Here is a 16,637-nt window from a genome sequence, read left to right on the forward strand (position 1 = left end):
TCTGGCACTCAGTGCCTTGCGAGGTGACACGCGGTGTCATACGTTGAAGGAGTCCGGGCGGCCGGCGTGCAGAGACCTACCGCACGTCGGCTGTCCCCTCAAGCCCATGGCTTGCGCGCCCGGACGCCTGCGTCACAGGCAACCTCCCGCGCCACAAAGCGCTGCCGAACAGCACCACCGCCGAACCGACGGCACTTCTCAAAAAACCTCAGCAGCACCGACGTAACCCTCAGCGTCCCTCCCTCAGGACGCGTATCGCCGGAGGCAACACCGTGACCACGAAGGACATCCTGGACGCGATCCAGTCGCCGGACTCGACGCCGGCCGACTTCGCCGCCCTGCCGCTCCCCGAGTCGTACCGCGCGATCACCGTGCACAAGGACGAGACGGAGATGTTCGCGGGCCTGGAGACCCGCGACAAGGACCCGCGCAAGTCGATCCACCTGGACGAGGTTCCGCTGCCGGAGCTCGGCCCGGGCGAGGCCCTGGTGGCCGTCATGGCCTCCTCGGTCAACTACAACTCCGTGTGGACCTCGATCTTCGAGCCCCTGTCGACCTTCGGGTTCCTGGAGCGCTACGGCCGCCTGTCGGAGCTGACCAAGCGCCACGACCTGCCGTACCACATCATCGGCTCCGACCTCGCGGGCGTCGTCCTGCGCACCGGCCCCGGCGTCAACGCCTGGAAGCCCGGTGACGAGGTCGTCGCGCACTGCCTCTCCGTCGAACTCGAGTCGTCGGACGGCCACAACGACACGATGCTCGACCCCGAGCAGCGCATCTGGGGCTTCGAGACGAACTTCGGCGGGCTCGCCGAGATCGCGCTCGTCAAGTCCAACCAGCTGATGCCGAAGCCGGACCACCTGTCGTGGGAGGAGGCCGCCGCTCCGGGCCTGGTCAACTCCACCGCGTACCGCCAGCTGGTCTCCCGCAACGGCGCCGGCATGAAGCAGGGCGACAACGTCCTGATCTGGGGCGCGAGCGGCGGTCTGGGCTCGTACGCCACGCAGTTCGCACTGGCCGGTGGCGCCAACCCGATCTGTGTCGTGTCCTCGCCGCAAAAGGCGGAGATCTGCCGGGCGATGGGCGCCGAGGCGATCATCGACCGCAACGCCGAGGGCTACAAGTTCTGGAAGAACGAGCACGAGCAGGACCCGCGCGAGTGGAAGCGCTTCGGAAAGCGCATCCGCGAGCTGACCGGCGGCGAGGACGTCGACATCGTCTTCGAGCACCCCGGCCGCGAGACCTTCGGCGCCTCCGTCTACGTCACGCGCAAGGGCGGCACCATCGTCACCTGCGCCTCGACCTCGGGCTACAACCACGAGTACGACAACCGCTACCTGTGGATGTCCCTGAAGCGGATCATCGGCTCGCACTTCGCCAACTACCGCGAGGCCTGGGAGGCCAACCGGCTCATCGCGAAGGGCAAGATCCACCCGACGCTGTCGAAGGTCTACTCCCTGGAGGAGACCGGGCAGGCCGCGTACGACGTGCACCGCAACCTCCACCAGGGCAAGGTCGGCGTGCTGTGCCTGGCCCCCGAGGAGGGCCTCGGCGTGCGCGACGAGGAGCTGCGCGCCAAGCACATCGACGCCATCAACCGCTTCCGCAACATCTGAGACACCCGGGGTCATAGATGACTGAGCGTCAGCCCGCCGAAGGCAGGCGGGAGAAGGACCGGCCGTGGCTCATGCGCACGTACGCCGGTCACTCCACGGCCGAGGCGTCCAACGAGTTGTACCGGCGCAACCTCGCCAAGGGCCAGACCGGCCTGTCGGTCGCGTTCGACCTGCCGACGCAGACCGGCTACGACTCCGACCACATCCTCGCCCGCGGCGAGGTCGGCAGGGTCGGAGTGCCGGTCGCGCATCTCGGTGACATGCGCCGGCTGTTCCAGGACATCCCCCTGGAGCAGATGAACACCTCGATGACGATCAACGCCACCGCCATGTGGCTGCTGGCGCTCTACCAGGTCGTCGCCGAGGAGCAGGGTGCGGACATCACCCGGCTCCAGGGCACGACCCAGAACGACATCGTCAAGGAGTACCTGTCCCGCGGCACGCACGTCTTCCCGCCAGGGCCGAGCCTCCGTCTGACGACGGACATGATCGCGTACACGGTCTCCCACATCCCGAAGTGGAACCCGATCAACATCTGCAGCTACCACCTGCAGGAGGCGGGCGCCACGCCGGTCCAGGAGATCGCATACGCGATGTCCACGGCGATCGCGGTCCTGGACGCCGTGCGCGACAGCGGCCAGGTGCCGCAGGAGCGCATGGGCGACGTCGTCGGCCGCATCTCCTTCTTCGTGAACGCGGGCGTCCGCTTCGTCGAGGAGATGTGCAAGATGCGGGCCTTCGGGCGGATCTGGGAAAAGATCACGCTCGAGCGGTACGGCATCCAGAACCCCAAGCACCGCCGCTTCCGCTACGGCGTCCAGGTCAACTCCCTCGGACTGACCGAGGCGCAGCCGGAGAACAACGTCCAGCGGATCGTGCTGGAGATGCTGGCCGTGACCCTCTCCAAGGACGCACGCGCGCGTGCCGTGCAGTTGCCCGCCTGGAACGAGGCGCTCGGCCTGCCCCGCCCCTGGGACCAGCAGTGGTCCCTGCGCATCCAGCAGGTCCTGGCGCTCGAGAGCGATCTGCTGGAGTACGAGGACATCTTCGAGGGCTCGCACGTCATCGAGGCGAAGGTCATGAAGCTCGTCGAGGAGTCGCTCGCCGAGATCGAGCGGATCCAGGAGATGGGCGGCGCGATGGCCGCCGTCGAGTCCGGCTACCTCAAGTCGCAGCTCGTCTCCTCGCACGCCGAGCGCCGGGCCCGTATTGAGTCCGGTCAAGAGAAGATCGTGGGCGTCAACATCTTCGAGACGACCGAGCCCAATCCACTCACCGCGGATCTCGATACAGCCATCCAGACAGTTGATCCAGCTGTCGAGGCCCGTGTCATCGCCTCGCTCCAGCACTGGCGCGACACCCGCTACCAGCCGCCCTTCAACCACCCGCGCCCCTGCAAGGCGCTGGAGAAGCTGAAGGAGGCCGCCAAGGGCACCAGCAACCTCATGGAGGCCACCCTGGAGTGCGCCCGCGCGGGCGTCACCACCGGCGAGTGGGCCGGGGCCCTGCGTGAGGTGTTCGGCGAGTTCCGCGCCCCCACCGGTGTCTCGTCCGCGCCTGTGGCGATCCCCGCCGAGGAGGGCTCGGCCATGTCCGACGTCCGCCGCAAAGTCGATCTGACGGCCAAGGACCTCGGCGTGGGCAAGCTGCGCTTCCTGGTCGGCAAGCCCGGCCTGGACGGGCACTCCAACGGCGCCGAGCAGATCGCCGTGCGGGCCCGTGACGCCGGCTTCGAGGTGGTCTACCAGGGCATCCGCCTGACGCCCGAGCAGATCGTGGACGCGGCCCTCGCCGAGGACGTGCACGCGGTCGGCCTGTCCATCCTCTCCGGCTCGCACGCCCAGCTGGTCCCGGACGTGCTGGAACGCCTCCGTGTGGCCGGTGCCACAGATATACCGGTGATCGCCGGTGGCATCATCCCCAATGGCGACGCCGAACAGCTGCGGGCCGCCGGAGTGGCCGCGGTCTTCACCCCGAAGGACTTCGACATCACCGGAATCATCGGCCGCATCGTCGACGAGATCCGGAAAGCGAACAAGCTCGACCCCCTGGAGGTCCCCGCATGACCACGCCCGTCAACCGTCTGCGTCCGCGACGCTCCTGCCTCGCGGTCCCCGGGAGCAACCCCCGCTTCCTGGAGAAGGCGCAGGGCCTCCCCGCCGACCAGGTCTTCCTCGACCTCGAGGACGCGTGCGCCCCGCTCGCCAAGCCCGAGGCGCGGCACACCATCGTCAAGTTCCTCAACGAGGGCGACTGGACCGGCAAGACGAGGGTCGTGCGCGTCAACGACTGGACGACCGAGTGGACGTACCGCGACGTCGTGACCGTCGTCGAGGGCGCCGGCCAGAACCTCGACTGCATCATGCTGCCCAAGGTGCAGACCGCCCAGCAGGTCGTAGCCCTGGACCTCCTCCTCACCCAGATCGAGAAGACCATGGGCTTCGAGGTCGGCAAGATCGGCATCGAGGCACAGATCGAGAACGCTCAGGGCCTCAACAACGTCAACGAGATCGCGACGGCCTCCCAGCGCGTCGAGACGATCATCTTCGGCCCGGCCGACTTCATGGCGTCGATCAACATGAAGTCGCTGGTCGTGGGCGAGCAGCCGCCCGGCTACCCGGCGGACGCCTACCACTACATCCTGATGAAGATCCTGATGGCCGCCCGCGCCAACAACCTCCAGGCGATCGACGGCCCCTACCTGCAGATCCGCAACATCGACGGCTACCGCGAGGTCGCCCAGCGCGCCGCCGCGCTCGGCTTCGACGGCAAGTGGGTGCTGCACCCGGGCCAGGTCGAGGCGTCCAACGAGATCTTCTCGCCCTCCCAGGAGGACTACGACCACGCCGAGCTGATCCTGGACGCGTACGACTACTACACGTCCGAGGCGGGCGGCAAGAAGGGCTCCGCGATGCTCGGCGACGAGATGATCGACGAGGCCAGCCGCAAGATGGCGCTCGTCGTCTCCGGCAAGGGACGCGCCGCCGGCATGCAGCGCACCAGCAAGTTCGAGATCCCGGAGGCCTGAGCGCGATGCAGTTCGGACGCACCTACGAGGAGTTCGAGGTCGGGGCGACGTACAAGCACTGGCCGGGCAAGACGGTCACGGAGTACGACGACCACCTGTTCTGTCTCCTCACCATGAACCACCACCCGCTCCACATGGACACGAACTATGCGGAGAAGACGACGGACTTCGGCAAGAACGTCGTCGTCGGGAACTACATCTACTCCCTGCTGCTCGGCATGTCCGTCCCGGACATCTCCGGCAAGGCGATCGCCAACCTGGAGATCGAGTCGCTCAAGCACGTGGCGCCGACCTTCCACGGCGACACGATCTACGGCCAGACGACCGTGCTCGACAAGTGGCCGTCGAAGTCGAAGAACGACCGCGGCATCGTCTACGTCGAGACCAAGGGCTACAAGCAGGACGGCACGCTGGTCTGCGTGTTCCGCCGCAAGGTGATGGTGCCCACCGAGACGTACATCAAGGAGCGCGGCGGCGAGCAGCCCGGCCGCCCTGAGCTCACCGCACCTGCGGAAAAGAAGTCGGAGAAGTAAGCCATGGCCCGTCTCGCCCAGACCGCCGGTCTGACCGACATCCAGCAGGAGATCCTCTCCACCGTCCGCGACTTCGTGGACAAGGAGATCATCCCGGTCGCGACCGAGCTGGAGCACCGCGACGAGTACCCGCAGCAGATCGTCGACGGCCTCAAGGAACTCGGCCTGTTCGGCCTGATGATCCCCGAGGAGTACGGGGGCCTGGGCGAGTCGCTCCTCACCTACGCCCTGTGCGTCGAGGAGATCGCCCGCGGCTGGATGTCGGTGTCCGGCATCATCAACACCCACTTCATCGTGGCGTACATGCTCAAGCAGCACGGCACGCAGGAGCAGAAGGACCACTTCCTGCCGCGCATGGCGGCCGGCGACATCCGCGGCGCCTTCTCGATGTCGGAGCCGGGCCTCGGCTCGGACGTGTCGGCCATCACGTCGAAGGCGGTCAAGGACGGCGACGAGTACGTCCTCAACGGCCAGAAGATGTGGCTGACGAACGGCGGAACGTCAAGTCTGGTCGCCGTACTGGTCCGAAGTGATGAAGGACACCCCGAGGGCACCGCGCCCCACAAGTCGATGACGACCTTCCTGGTCGAGAAGGAGCCCGGCTTCGGAGAGGTCCGCCCCGGCCTCACCATCCCCGGGAAGATCGACAAGATGGGCTACAAGGGCGTCGACACCACCGAGCTGATCATGGATGGCCTGCGGATTCCGGCCAACCGTGTGCTCGGCGGCGAGACCGGCCGAGGTTTTTACCAAATGATGGACGGCGTGGAGGTCGGCCGCGTGAACGTGGCGGCGCGTGGCTGCGGCGTCGCTCAGCGTGCGTTCGAGCTCGGCGTCCAGTACGCCCAGCAGCGTCACACTTTCGGCAAGGCGATCGCCCAGCACCAGGCCATCCAGTTCAAGCTGGCCGAGATGGCTACCAAGGTCGAGGCCGCGCATGCCATGATGGTCAACGCAGCACGCAAAAAGGACTCAGGGGAACGAAACGACCTTGAGGCCGGTATGGCCAAGTACCTCGCCTCCGAGTACTGCAAGGAGGTCGTGGAGGACGCCTTCCGGATCCACGGCGGCTACGGCTTCTCCAAGGAGTACGAGATCGAGCGCCTCTACCGTGAGGCCCCGATGCTGCTGATCGGTGAAGGTACCGCCGAGATCCAGAAAATGATCATCGGTCGCAGGCTGCTCGAAGAGTATCGGTTCCAGGGCTAGATGTCCGGATACGGGGTGTTTTCTTGGAGAAGAAGATCACACCCCGTCAGCACTCTTCAGCCGCCGACTCGGCTTCCTGGCTTGCCCAGTTGCGGCCCGCGACCGGTACCATCCCGGGAAAGCCGCCGTCCCCCGTTACAGCGCGGCATCATCCGCTACGAAGGTCATCCATGCCCCACAGCCAAACCTCTGCACCACGCGACAGCCGGGCCGGCGTACGCCTCGCGCGCGGAGCATCGCCGTGGCTTCTGCCGACCGTCGCCACCGCAGCCCTCAGCCTGGCCCGGGCGCGCCGCTCCGGCGTCGCCAAGGCCGTGGCCGTGCCCGCCACCGCGCTCGCGGCGGGCATGCTGTGGTTCTTCCGCGACCCCGAGCGCGAGATCGCCCCGGGCCGGGTCATCTCGCCCGCCGACGGTGTGGTGCAGAGCATCATGCCGTGGAAGGACGGCCGTACCCGCGTCGCGATCTTCATGAGCCCGCTCAACGTCCACGTCAACCGGGCGCCGCTCTCCGGCACGGTGACGTCGGTCGAGCACATCCCCGGCGGGTTCGTGCCGGCGTTCAACAAGGAGAGCGAGAACAACGAGCGCGTAGTCTGGCATTTCGACACCGAACTCGGCGACATCGAGATGATCCAGATCGCCGGCGCGGTGGCCCGTCGCATCGTTCCCTACATCCCGCAGGGCACGAAGGTCGAGCAGGGCGACCGTATCGGTCTGATCCGCTTCGGCTCGCGCGTCGACATCTACCTGCCCGAGGGCGTGGAGGTCGCGGTCGAGGTCGGCCAGAAGACCGTGGCTGGGGTGACTCGCATTGACCGTGATTGATCCTGATACCCAGGCGGGCTGGGTGCCCGAGGCCGACGAGGTGGACGAAGAGGAGGAGATGCCCCTCTCTCTCCGCCTCTCAATAGCGGACACCCTCACCCTCGGCAACGCCACGTGCGGCTTCATGGCGGTGTACTTCACCACCACCGGCATCCTGATCCCGCACCTCACCGGCGACCAGGAGACCGGCATGGCCCGCCACAGCGCGGCCACGGCGGTCATCCTGATGCTCTGCGCGGCGGTCTTCGACCTGTTCGACGGCCTGGTGGCACGCAAGCTGCGCTCCTCCCCCATGGGCGCGGAACTGGACAACCTGTCGGACCTGATCAGCTTCGGTCTGGCGCCGGCGTACTTCGTCCTCGTCTACGGCATGGTCGCGGACGACGCACATCAGCGGGTGGCCGCGGTCGGGGCAATCGTGGTGCTCCTGGCCGTCGTGCTGCGTCTGGCGAGATTCTCCTGCGTGACCGTCCCGAACGGCATGTTCCAGGGCATGCCCTCGCCATTCGGTGCGCTGACTGTGGTCTCGATCGTGCTCCTCGAGCTGCCCTTCGTGGCGACCCTCCTGGCGATCCTGGGCACGGCCTGGCTGATGGTGAGCCGGGTCGAGTACCCGAAGCCGCGGGGCCGTCTCGCGGTGGCGATGCTGTCCTGGATCGTCGTGTCGATGGGCCTGCTGGCGGCCTGGGCGTTCGACGCCCCGAGCGGCCAGCTGCTCCTCCAGACGGGGTGTGCACTCCAGCTGGTCACCGGTGCGGTGATTCCCCTGTTCGCCACGGCTCGCCGGGTTAACAACTTCCGCGACAACCGGCGCGAGGCGCGGGCGGCGCAGTTGCCGTAGCGGCGCTTGTACGACGGCGAAGGGCCCCGAACCATTGGTTCGGGGCCCTTCGTGTGGCCGTACTTGGCGTTGGCGTCGTCCGGGGGCTGCCGCCCCCGGACCCCCGCTGTCGGACTGGACGGCCTCGTCCTCAAACGCCGGACGGGCTGACTGATGCCTGCCCTCAGGTCAGGAAGTCCCGGCCGATCTGCTCCGCCACGCGCTCAAGGATCGGTCCGGCGTCCGCGATGCACTTGGCGACGTCCGGCTCCACGGACGTCAGCGGGTACGCCCGTCGGATTCCCGCCCGCCCCAGCGCGTCCGGCGGCAGTGCCAGGCGGCCGCACACCGCGACGACCTCCTTGTCCGCGGCGCGTGCGGCGGCGGCGACACCGGCCGGAGCCTTGCCGTGCAGGGTCTGTTCGTCCAGGGAGCCCTCGCCGGTGATCACCAGGTCGGCCCACTCCAGCGCCGGTGCGAAGCCGAGCACGTCGAGCATCACCTCGATGCCGGGGCGGAAACCGGCGCCGAGGAGCAGGGCGCCGTAGCCGATGCCGCCCGCCGCCCCCGCGCCCGGGGACGCGGCGAATTCCGCCGCCTTCGCGCCGACCGCTTCCTCCAGGACCTTCGCGTAGTGCGCGAGGGCCGTGTCCAGGGTCTCCACGTCGTCCGGGGAGGCGCCCTTCTGCGGGCCGTAGACGGCGGGTGCCCCCTTCGGGCCGGTCAGCGGGTTGTCGACGTCGCTCGCCAGGACCAGTTCGACGGAGGCGAGGCGCGGGTCCAGGCCGGACAGGTCGGCGGAGGCGAGCTCGCTCAGTCCGCCGCCGCCCGGGGGAACCGGCTCCCCGTCCGCATCCAGGAACCGTGCCCCCAGCGCGGACAGCATGCCGACGCCGCCGTCGGTGGTCGCGCTGCCGCCGACGCCGAAGACGATCGTGCGCGCGCCCGCGTCCAGCGCGGCCCGCAGCAGTTCGCCGGAGCCGTACGTGGACGCATTGAGCGGTGCGAAGACGCCGGCCGGCAGTCGCTGCAGCCCGCTCGCCTCCGCCATCTCCACCACCGCCGTGCCCGCGCGCAGTGCGAAGGCCGCCGTCACCTCGTGGCCCAGCGGCCCCGCGACGCGCACCTCCTGCCGCTCGAAACCGGCCGCGACCGCCGCGTCCACGGTCCCGTCACCGCCGTCGGCCACGGGCAGCGACTGCACCTGGAGCTCCGGCACGACCCGGCGCAGCCCGGCCGTCACCCGCTCGGCGACCTGCACGGCCGTCAGCGACCCCTTGAACTTGTCCGCGGCGATGAGCACGCGCTGTGTCACCTGTTTCCCCTTGCTCTCCGGGCCTCGCGCATGTCAAGGCCAGTCGCGCCGCTGCGACCTTAACCGGCGGATGCCGCCGGCGTCATTCCGTGACCGGACCCTGGGACACTCCGCGCGCCGCGGGATGCACTGACGGGCGGCTCCGCCGCGGGGCGGCGATGTGCCGTCTTTCGTCTGCAACATCATCGTGGCTGGTCGCGCAGTTCCCCGCACCCCTTGTCGAACCCCGCGCAGCCTGCGCCCAAATTGGGTAAACCTTCTGCTATGACCCCTGTGGGCACTGAGCCAGAGCTCGGAGACCGCATCCTCGGGGGCTGGCTCGGCCGGATCTCGGGCAACATGCTCGGCAAGCCGGTCGAGCAGGGCGACCTGTGGACGCGGGACCGGATCGACCGCTATCTGCGGCAGGCCGCCGCCCTGCCCCTCACCGACTATCTCCCCGAGCCCGCCGACGAGAGCGACGGCTTCGAACTGCGCCCCGAGTGGCGTCAGTGCGTGCGCGGCCGCATCCACGGCAGCTGCCGCGACGACGACGTCGACTACGCGATCCTCGGCCTCGACCTCCTGGAAACGCACGGCTTCGACTTCAGCACCGAGCAGGTCGGCGAGCTGTGGCTGCTGCGGCTGCCGTATCTGCAGACCTTCACGGCGGAGCGGGCCACGTACCGCAATCTCGCCAACGGGCTGAAGCCGCCGCTGACCGCCACGTACGACAACACGCGGATGACCTGGGAGGACACGCTCACGACGGTCGCCGAGGAGACCGCCGGGCTCGGCTGGATCCACACCATCCCGAACGCCGCCGTCCTCACCGCGGGCCTCCTGTACGGCGACGGCGACTTCACCCGCACCATCACGCTCACCGTCCGCGGCGGCCTGGACACCGACTCCAACGGGGCGACGGCCGGCTCGGTGGCGGGCGTGCTGACCGGGGCGGACGCGATTCCGGTGCAGTGGAAGGAGCCACTGGAGGACACCGTCCGCAGCGCGGTGTTCGGCTTCGACGGGGTGCGCATCAGCGAACTGGCGGAGCGGACGGTGCAGCTGGCGCAGGCCGAGCCTTAGAGGCCGGGCTGGTCTGGATGACCTCCACGCCAGACTTCGTTGGGATGTACGCCTTGGTGAGGAGTTCACTGATGGCGTTGACCGCTGCGGAGATCGCCGACATTCGGCGCTACGCCCAGGAACCGGCGACCAGGCGCCCCCACTCACCCCCGAGCAGCGAGACCGCCTGAAAGCCCTGCTCCGGCGCAAGCCGACCGAGTCGAAGCCGATCGCCGCCTAGAAGCGGCCCCCACCAGGCCGGTGTTCCAGCACCAGACCGACAGGGGCCAGTCCATCCAGCACATACCGAAGGCCCGGCTTCTCGCTCGCCAGCGATCGGGCCCCCACCAAAAAACGGCCGCCACCACTACGGCAGACGCCAGCAGCGACTTTGACGACATCATCTCGGCGATCTCGACCACCGGCAGCCTCTACCCCGCCGCGCTCGAAGCGCGGGCCAAGCTGCAGTGCCGTTGCAGTTGAGGATGCCCCGCTCGTTGAGGTCGGCGGCCATGCCGGAGAGGGCCGCTCCGGCGAGCAGCGCGTGAAAGCAGTCCTTGACCTCGGCGGCCTCGTCTTCGACGAGCTCCGCGCACTCTGCGGTGTATCCGAAGCAGCGCGGCCCGGTCGGCGGCAGGCCGCTGACGCGCTGGCGCATCTCCCGCTGCTCCCGCTCGGCATCTGTTCGACCTCGCCGAGGAGGCGGCCAGCGGCCGTCGTGAGGTCCAACTCGGGGCCCTTGACGCACAGCACGGACACCTCGCGCTTGCGGAGAATCTCGATTCCCTCGGCCCGTTCGCGCCGGTTCCGCCAGAGCATGTAGACGATGATGACGTCGACTTCGCCGCGCTGTACGGCAGCCATGAGGAGCTCTCGCTTGCGAAATCACACCTACCGACCGTCCCTCAACCCCTGACCGAGGGAGGCGCAAGCAGCTACCTCAATCGCCTCCCCGGGCGGGTATACCCGATGCATTCTGTCAGGCATGGCACACACAACGATCAAGGTCGAGAGCAGTGTCCGGGACCGGCTGGCGATCCTGGCCGCCGAGAAGGGCACAACGATCGCGGGACTCGTCGGCGAATTCGCCACCCACACCCTCACCCAGAGCGAGCGGGACGAGCAGGTCGCGAAGACCCTCGAAGTCCTGCACGCGCGCGCTCTCCGGCTACGCCCCGGATCCCGAGCAGGACCGCGCAGCGGACGATGAGCTCACGCGCCGGCTCGGCAGCGCCGCGTGAACCCTGTCGCCCCTGTCGATGTAGTCCTCGACGACAGCGCGCTGCTCGCTCTGGGCTCAGGCAACGCCCTGGCCTCCCGTCTTCTGTACCAGGCCGCCGAGACCGGGGCCTGGCGCGTCCACGTCGCGCTGGCCACACTCACCGAAGCGGACCGGGTACGCACCGGACTCGCCGGCCACCTCGGCATGCTCGACCAGGTGGTTTTTCATCCGCTCGATCTCGCCGCCGTCTTGGCCGCCTCGGGCCACGAGCGGTCTCTGGGCTGGTGCCACACCCACCATGTGGCCATGCCCGGCCCCGAGCGCCTGGATGGGGCACGCGTCGCCACCGTCCAGCCCAAGGCCTGGGACGGGGCCGGCGTCCGGGTGCTCGACCTCGCTCCGTGAGATACACCTAACCCCTGAGTTACTCAGGGGTCGTCCGCCTCCCGGCGGACGACCCAGAGCGCCTGCTTCCCCTTACTCGGTACTATCCCTGGTCCTCTTCCGGAGCGAGCGGTTCCTCATCCGGTGCCTCAGTGCCGTCACTAGAGTCTTCGTCCTTCTTCGGCCAAGCGTCCTTCACCTCAAGGGCCAGTGAGCCCACAGCGGCCAATGCAGTGGCCCACGTGGCGAGAGTTTCTGAATCCATACTCGGTCCTCTTCGAATAAGCAGGACCTCTCACCCGACTACGCGGTCAAGCGCCGTCCACGCTCTCCGCATCCATGAAGTTGGTGGCGGTCCCTGCTGATGGAACGACGGAGGACCGCCCCTCCCGGCGCTCGGGGGACTCGGGGCTCGGCGAGGACGAGTTCGCCTGGCGGATGGCACGGATGGACAGGAACTGGGACTTCTTCGCGCTGCCCGAGGGGCACTCGGCCAGCCAACTGCGCGACGCCCTGATCAGTGTCCTCAGCCGGCTGCCGCAGCAAGCGCGACAGAGTCTCCCCTGGGACCAAGGCTCTGGCGGGGCTTGTCCTCGCCGAGGAACTCCGCCGCCTGCCGGACGATCGCCAGCTCGGTTTCCAGCTCTCGGATCCGCCGGCGAGCGGCGCCGGTCTGCTCGGGCGGGCTCCATCGACGGTCAGCCGTGAGTTGCGGCGCAACAGTCGCCCGCACGACTACGGCCGCTTCTTTCGCAGTGGCCGGCCAGTGCGGAGTTTCCTCGTCATTCTTGACCTGCCCCACCGCTGAGGTTCCAGTTTTGGTGGCTAACTGACAGCCCTTCACGGAAGGCTGGCAGTCATGCCTCGTCCCTATCCTCCGGAGTTCCGGGCGCGATGCCTTTGTCCAAGCGCACCTGCACGACCCACAACTGACACTGCGCACCATCGCCGCCGCGCACCACATCTCCACCAGCTACCTGCATCGCCTGTTTGAGCATCACGAAGAAACGGTGGCTGTCTGGATCCGCCGCCAGCGCCTGGAGCGCGCGTGCCGCGATCTGGTCGATCCAGCCCTCTGCGACATCCCCATTCACGTCATCGCCGCCCGCTGGGGTGTCGGCGACGCGTGAATCGTGACCCAGTTCCGACGCTTGGGTTCTAAGGTGGATTCGCATGATCGTCGCAACGATGCAGGCTCATGGTGCCAGAGCGGCGGCGAATGCCAGTTCGCCGGTCGCGTTGAGTTCGGCGAGCAGGATTCGGTGCAGCTGGTCGAAGACGCTGGCCTGCTGCCAGCGTTCCAGGCGCCGCCAGCAGGTCTGCCCGGAGCCGAAGCCCAGCTCCAGGGGCAGGAGTTGCCAGGCTATGTCGTTGTGGAGCACGTACAGGATGCCCTGCAGACACAGCCGGTCCGCCACCGGCCGAGGCCCCGGTGATTTCTCCGGCCACGGAGGCAGCAGCGGCTCGATCAGCATCCACAAGTCGTCATCCACGATCCACGGCCGAGCACTCACACCCTCCCGAACGGCCGAACCGTCACATCGGTCACGCCCGACCAGGGCACCTCAACAAGATCGTGTTACGAGCTCTTGGCGGAGTACTCGCCGACCAGGTCAGCTATCGCTTCGCCCTGTCGATCGGACTGTCCGGAGCAGTCATCCAGGCACTCGTATCGCGGGCGGTGAGCGCTGCTGTGGCGGTGGTCATCGGTCCTCCGCTGGTTTACTTCCTGACCCCTTCCAGGGGTAGCTCTAAGAACGGGGTTTTAGCGTGCAGAAGCCGGTGTCGCCGTGGTCGAACTGACGGGTGACGTCGGCGGGGTCGCCGATCCACACCGGCGCGTCGCCCCGTATCGCCTCGTACACCGTCGGGTTGGCGTGCACCGCCTCCTCGCCGACCACGACCGAGCCCGGCAGCAGGGCGCCGAGGGCCTTGGTGAGCTGTTGCTCGGCGAGCCGGTCGGCGTCCGTCACCAGGTTGTGCGGTCCGCTCTTCTGGTCGACCTCGTGCGCGGCGAGCTACCGGAAGCGGGGCATGATCTCGGCCGCGACCGCCTTGCGGACCGCGAACGCGCCGGGTACGGCGGCGGCGAGCGGCCCCGTCCCGGGTACCAGCTCCAGGCCGAGCCCCCGGTAGTGCGCGACCGTCGCCCCGGCCGGCGCGACGCCCTGCCCGCACAGCACCCGCACCTCGCCGCCCGCCGGGGCGAGCAGGATCGGCGCCTCCCCGGCCGGACCGTTGAGATGCGGCTCGACGACATGCAGCACAAACGCACCCGCCACAGCCGCGTCATAGGCGTTCCCACCGTCTTCCAGCACGGCCATCGCCGACTGCGAGGCCAGCCAGTGGGTGGAGGACACCATGCCGAAGGTGCCGCTCAGGGTGGGACGAGTCGTGAATCGAATATCTGACCTCGGCGGTTGTGAACGTCGGTGAATCTCCGTCTTACTGTCTATCGCACCGGCCTGTCCGCGGTACCGGGCCTCGGACCAGGCGAACCGGCCACCGCCGAGGAGTCGTTCGCCGCGGCCGAGATCTCGTGACATCTGCCGGGCCACAGATGCCGTACCTCACGCAGCCCGACACCTGACCGGTTGCCGGTCACACCTGGCCGGTTCGGATCATGCCGCGCGGGGACTCCGAAGCCGACGCTGCGCTGCAGCCGGGTCACGGCGACCACGGCGAGGGCCGCCCGCAGGGTGCACAGGCCCCGCAGACCGTCGGGGCGCTGGCCGGTGAGCTGCGCGATCCGCTGCAGACGACGGTCCAGCGTGTTGCGGTGGATGCCCAGGCGCGCACAGGCACGATGACGGACACCGTCGGCGGCAATGAGGGCGGTCAGGGTGTCCCAGAGCACGGGGTGCTCGTGCAGCGGCTCCACCATGGCGAGCAGCCGCTCCGAGACGGCCGGGGTCTCCGCGGCGCCGTACTCCACCAGGACGTCGTCGAGTTCATATACGCCCGGCGGGCAGGCGAGCGCGAGCAGCGTGGCACAGATGCCGTCCGCGACGGACACTCCACCCGCGTCCGGCACGGCCTGCACCCCCGGGGCGTGGGGGGTCGAGGCCTGCCAGTGCACCGCGATCCATACATCGCCCGGAAGGTCGCCATGCGCCTTGCGGGCCACGGCGACCGCCTCGTCCTGATCGGCCGCGGGCAGCACCACACGAACGCCTTCGTCGGAGGCCAGCACCATCGCGGCGGCATGGTTCCGGAACGCCTGGTCGATGTCGGCGAGCGTGCAGGAGGGCCCGTGCACGGCCAGCATCGCGCGGGCCCCGGCGGCACGCTCGGGGATGCGCTGCACGGGGGCCCGCCCCGATGACACCGGGTCGGTCTCGGGGTCGCTCTCGGACTGGAAGAAGCCACAGTTCAGTTCCCGCCCCACCCGGCGGCCGGCGTCACCCAGCCTCAGCACCATGACCTCGTGCGTCAGAGCATCCTGGCCATGTCCGCCGACCGTGCAGCGATTGATGAGGTGACGCGTCATGCCCCACACCATGCTGAGCAACTCGTCGACGGACCCGCCACGTTGCGCCCACGCCCGGCCTTCGGCGCGGATGCGAGCGACGCTCTGCGCGCTCCATTCCCCATGGCCGGACACCACCTCGGTCAGGGCCGAGAAGATCTCCCATCGGACTCTGCGGCGCGCGTCATCGACTTCGTCGTCCCCCTGTGACGCGGACAGTGGGTGAAGGTCAGGTATCGCCCCCGCGCATGTCGTCATGTCCGGACAGCCAAGTCCACAAAGTTCAGAGTTACATCAAAGTCCGGTCAGAAAGCGATCGGAGTACGAAGCCAAGGGATCATCCCTGTGCCATCATGACCACGAGGGCATGCGACCTCCATCCCCCCTGATCAGGCCGAAGGTTTCGACGGCAACGGGTTCGACCGACTTCATGGTGCGCACACGATGAACAAGAGCGACACGTCCGCGAAGACGACTGTGCTCGTCGTGGAGGACGAGTCCGGCATCGCCTCCATGCTCACCATGGCGCTGCAGTTCCTCGGATTCGAGGTGGTCACCGCCGACCGGGGGGCCAAGGCGCTCACTCAAGCCGCTCAGCACGCCCCGGATGTGATCCTGCTGGATGTCGTGCTGCCCGACATGGACGGCTTCGAGGTCTGCCGGCGCCTCCGGGAGGCGGGTGTCAGCGCCCCCGTCCTGTTCGTGACCGCCCGGGACACCGTGCAGGACAAGGTCCGCGGCCTCGAACTCGCCGACGACTACGTCACCAAACCGTTCGACCTCAACGAGGTGGTGGCACGGATCCGGGCCGTCATGCGCCGCGGACGCGAGCTGACACCGTCCAACGGCCCCAGGCTGCGGGCGGGGTGGGTGGAGCTGGACCAGGACACCCGCGAGGTCTGGCAGCACGGCCGGCCGGTGCAGTTGTCCTCCACGGAGTTCGCGTTGCTGCGATATCTGCTGGAGAACGCCGACCAGGTCATCTCCAAGGCACAAATGCTCGACAGCGTATGGAGTTACGACTTCCAGGGTGAGTCGGCCATCGTCGAGACCTACATCTACTATCTGCGTCGCAAACTCGGCGACACCGAACAAAAGCTCATCCGCACCGTTCGCGGGGCGGGCTATCTGCTGCGCACGACGCCTTCCACACATTTCACGAAGGGCTGA

Annotated in this window: 15 protein-coding genes and 4 pseudogenes; 13 read left to right on the forward strand and 6 right to left on the reverse strand. The window is 68.2% G+C overall.

Annotation, left to right across the window (positions count from 1 at the left end; genetic code table 11):
- Positions 1–272 precede the first annotated feature (272 nt).
- From ccrA to pssA, 7 genes are all read left to right on the forward strand, one after another.
- The gene (ccrA, locus tag IH68_RS0119770; protein ID WP_030936935.1) at positions 273–1,616 is read left to right on the forward strand and encodes a crotonyl-CoA carboxylase/reductase; all 1,344 of its coding nucleotides are present in this window, start codon (positions 273–275) and stop codon (positions 1,614–1,616) included.
- A 17-nt stretch (positions 1,617–1,633) separates the two neighbouring features.
- Entirely contained in the window at positions 1,634–3,682 is a 2,049-nt protein-coding gene (locus IH68_RS0119775; protein ID WP_030936937.1) for a protein meaA, read from the forward strand.
- Entirely contained in the window at positions 3,679–4,644 is a 966-nt protein-coding gene (locus IH68_RS0119780; protein WP_030936939.1) for an HpcH/HpaI aldolase/citrate lyase family protein, read from the forward strand. Before IH68_RS0119775 ends, IH68_RS0119780 begins: the two co-directional genes overlap by 4 nt.
- A gap of 5 nt (positions 4,645–4,649) precedes the next feature.
- The gene (locus IH68_RS0119785) at positions 4,650–5,177 is read left to right on the forward strand and encodes a MaoC family dehydratase (protein WP_030936941.1); all 528 of its coding nucleotides are present in this window, start codon (positions 4,650–4,652) and stop codon (positions 5,175–5,177) included.
- Between the two features lie 3 nt (positions 5,178–5,180).
- Positions 5,181–6,386: an acyl-CoA dehydrogenase family protein gene (locus IH68_RS0119790; RefSeq protein ID WP_030936943.1), complete on the forward strand. Its 1,206-nt coding sequence runs from the start codon at positions 5,181–5,183 to the stop codon at positions 6,384–6,386.
- 170 nt (positions 6,387–6,556) lie between these two features.
- Complete coding sequence (locus tag IH68_RS0119795; protein ID WP_030936947.1) at positions 6,557–7,213, forward strand: phosphatidylserine decarboxylase; 657 nt, start codon at positions 6,557–6,559, stop codon at positions 7,211–7,213.
- A gap of 22 nt (positions 7,214–7,235) precedes the next feature.
- Positions 7,236–8,054 (forward strand): CDP-diacylglycerol--serine O-phosphatidyltransferase, encoded by an 819-nt coding sequence (gene pssA / locus IH68_RS0119800; protein ID WP_030936949.1) that lies wholly within the window; start codon positions 7,236–7,238, stop codon positions 8,052–8,054.
- Between the two features lie 163 nt (positions 8,055–8,217).
- Here pssA and IH68_RS0119805 read toward each other — a convergent pair whose 3' ends face one another.
- Entirely contained in the window at positions 8,218–9,336 is a 1,119-nt protein-coding gene (locus IH68_RS0119805; protein WP_030936951.1) for a glycerate kinase, read from the reverse strand.
- A 276-nt stretch (positions 9,337–9,612) separates the two neighbouring features.
- Here IH68_RS0119805 and IH68_RS0119810 point away from each other — a divergent pair, with 276 nt between their 5' ends.
- Positions 9,613–10,413, forward strand: coding sequence for an ADP-ribosylglycohydrolase family protein (locus tag IH68_RS0119810; RefSeq protein ID WP_030936953.1), 801 nt, complete (start codon positions 9,613–9,615; stop codon positions 10,411–10,413).
- Positions 10,414–10,792: 379 nt separating this feature from the next.
- Here the strand turns inward: IH68_RS0119810 and IH68_RS56400 are convergent, their stop codons facing one another.
- Positions 10,793–11,050: a hypothetical protein gene (locus IH68_RS56400; RefSeq protein WP_159403694.1), complete on the reverse strand. Its 258-nt coding sequence runs from the start codon at positions 11,048–11,050 to the stop codon at positions 10,793–10,795.
- Between the two features lie 327 nt (positions 11,051–11,377).
- Here IH68_RS56400 and IH68_RS49900 point away from each other — a divergent pair, with 327 nt between their 5' ends.
- The 3 genes and pseudogenes from IH68_RS49900 to IH68_RS59790 form a co-directional block, all read left to right on the forward strand.
- The gene (locus IH68_RS49900; RefSeq protein ID WP_037884920.1) at positions 11,378–11,602 is read left to right on the forward strand and encodes a hypothetical protein; all 225 of its coding nucleotides are present in this window, start codon (positions 11,378–11,380) and stop codon (positions 11,600–11,602) included.
- Positions 11,603–11,629: 27 nt separating this feature from the next.
- Complete coding sequence (locus IH68_RS0119830; RefSeq protein WP_030936957.1) at positions 11,630–12,019, forward strand: hypothetical protein; 390 nt, start codon at positions 11,630–11,632, stop codon at positions 12,017–12,019.
- Positions 12,020–12,894: 875 nt separating this feature from the next.
- Positions 12,895–13,116, forward strand: a pseudogene (locus IH68_RS59790) (helix-turn-helix domain-containing protein); the annotation flags it as partial.
- A 78-nt stretch (positions 13,117–13,194) separates the two neighbouring features.
- Here IH68_RS59790 and IH68_RS0119840 read toward each other — a convergent pair.
- Positions 13,195–13,491, reverse strand: a complete 297-nt coding sequence (locus tag IH68_RS0119840) for a transposase (RefSeq protein ID WP_030936961.1) — start codon at positions 13,489–13,491, stop codon at positions 13,195–13,197.
- Positions 13,492–13,586: 95 nt separating this feature from the next.
- Here IH68_RS0119840 and IH68_RS58090 point away from each other — a divergent pair.
- A pseudogene (locus IH68_RS58090) lies at positions 13,587–13,808 on the forward strand (hypothetical protein); the annotation flags it as partial.
- Here the strand turns inward: IH68_RS58090 and IH68_RS49905 are convergent.
- From IH68_RS49905 to IH68_RS0119855, 3 genes and pseudogenes are all read right to left on the reverse strand, one after another.
- Positions 13,765–14,064: pseudogene (locus tag IH68_RS49905) on the reverse strand (inositol monophosphatase family protein); the annotation flags it as partial. The pseudogenes IH68_RS58090 and IH68_RS49905 sit on opposite strands and share 44 nt — an antisense overlap.
- A pseudogene (locus IH68_RS53230) lies at positions 14,065–14,403 on the reverse strand (gamma-glutamyltransferase); the annotation flags it as partial.
- Between the two features lie 47 nt (positions 14,404–14,450).
- Complete coding sequence (locus IH68_RS0119855; protein ID WP_159403695.1) at positions 14,451–15,488, reverse strand: helix-turn-helix domain-containing protein; 1,038 nt, start codon at positions 15,486–15,488, stop codon at positions 14,451–14,453.
- 423 nt (positions 15,489–15,911) lie between these two features.
- On the opposite strand from IH68_RS0119855, the gene IH68_RS0119860 reads away from it, so the two are divergent.
- The gene (locus IH68_RS0119860) at positions 15,912–16,637 is read left to right on the forward strand and encodes a response regulator transcription factor (protein ID WP_030936969.1); all 726 of its coding nucleotides are present in this window, start codon (positions 15,912–15,914) and stop codon (positions 16,635–16,637) included.

Origin of the sequence: Streptomyces sp. NRRL S-646, from assembly GCF_000720765.1 — a bacterium.
Lineage (GTDB): Bacteria > Actinomycetota > Actinomycetes > Streptomycetales > Streptomycetaceae > Streptomyces.

Bases quoted from the DNA above. Each gene is read 5' to 3' on its own strand.
- IH68_RS56400 (WP_159403694.1), bottom strand. From the start codon at position 11,050: ATGCGCCAGCGCGTCAGCGGCCTGCCGCCGACCGGGCCGCGCTGCTTC.
- IH68_RS0119855 (WP_159403695.1), bottom strand. From the start codon at position 15,488: ATGACGCGTCACCTCATCAATCGCTGCACGGTCGGCGGACATGGCCAG.
- IH68_RS0119790 (WP_030936943.1), top strand. From the start codon at position 5,181: ATGGCCCGTCTCGCCCAGACCGCCGGTCTGACCGACATCCAGCAGGAG.
- IH68_RS0119780 (WP_030936939.1), top strand. From the start codon at position 3,679: ATGACCACGCCCGTCAACCGTCTGCGTCCGCGACGCTCCTGCCTCGCG.
- IH68_RS0119795 (WP_030936947.1), top strand. From the start codon at position 6,557: ATGCCCCACAGCCAAACCTCTGCACCACGCGACAGCCGGGCCGGCGTA.
- IH68_RS49900 (WP_037884920.1), top strand. From the start codon at position 11,378: ATGGCACACACAACGATCAAGGTCGAGAGCAGTGTCCGGGACCGGCTG.
- IH68_RS0119810 (WP_030936953.1), top strand. From the start codon at position 9,613: ATGACCCCTGTGGGCACTGAGCCAGAGCTCGGAGACCGCATCCTCGGG.
- IH68_RS0119785 (WP_030936941.1), top strand. From the start codon at position 4,650: ATGCAGTTCGGACGCACCTACGAGGAGTTCGAGGTCGGGGCGACGTAC.
- IH68_RS0119860 (WP_030936969.1), top strand. From the start codon at position 15,912: ATGAACAAGAGCGACACGTCCGCGAAGACGACTGTGCTCGTCGTGGAG.
- IH68_RS0119775 (WP_030936937.1), top strand. From the start codon at position 1,634: ATGACTGAGCGTCAGCCCGCCGAAGGCAGGCGGGAGAAGGACCGGCCG.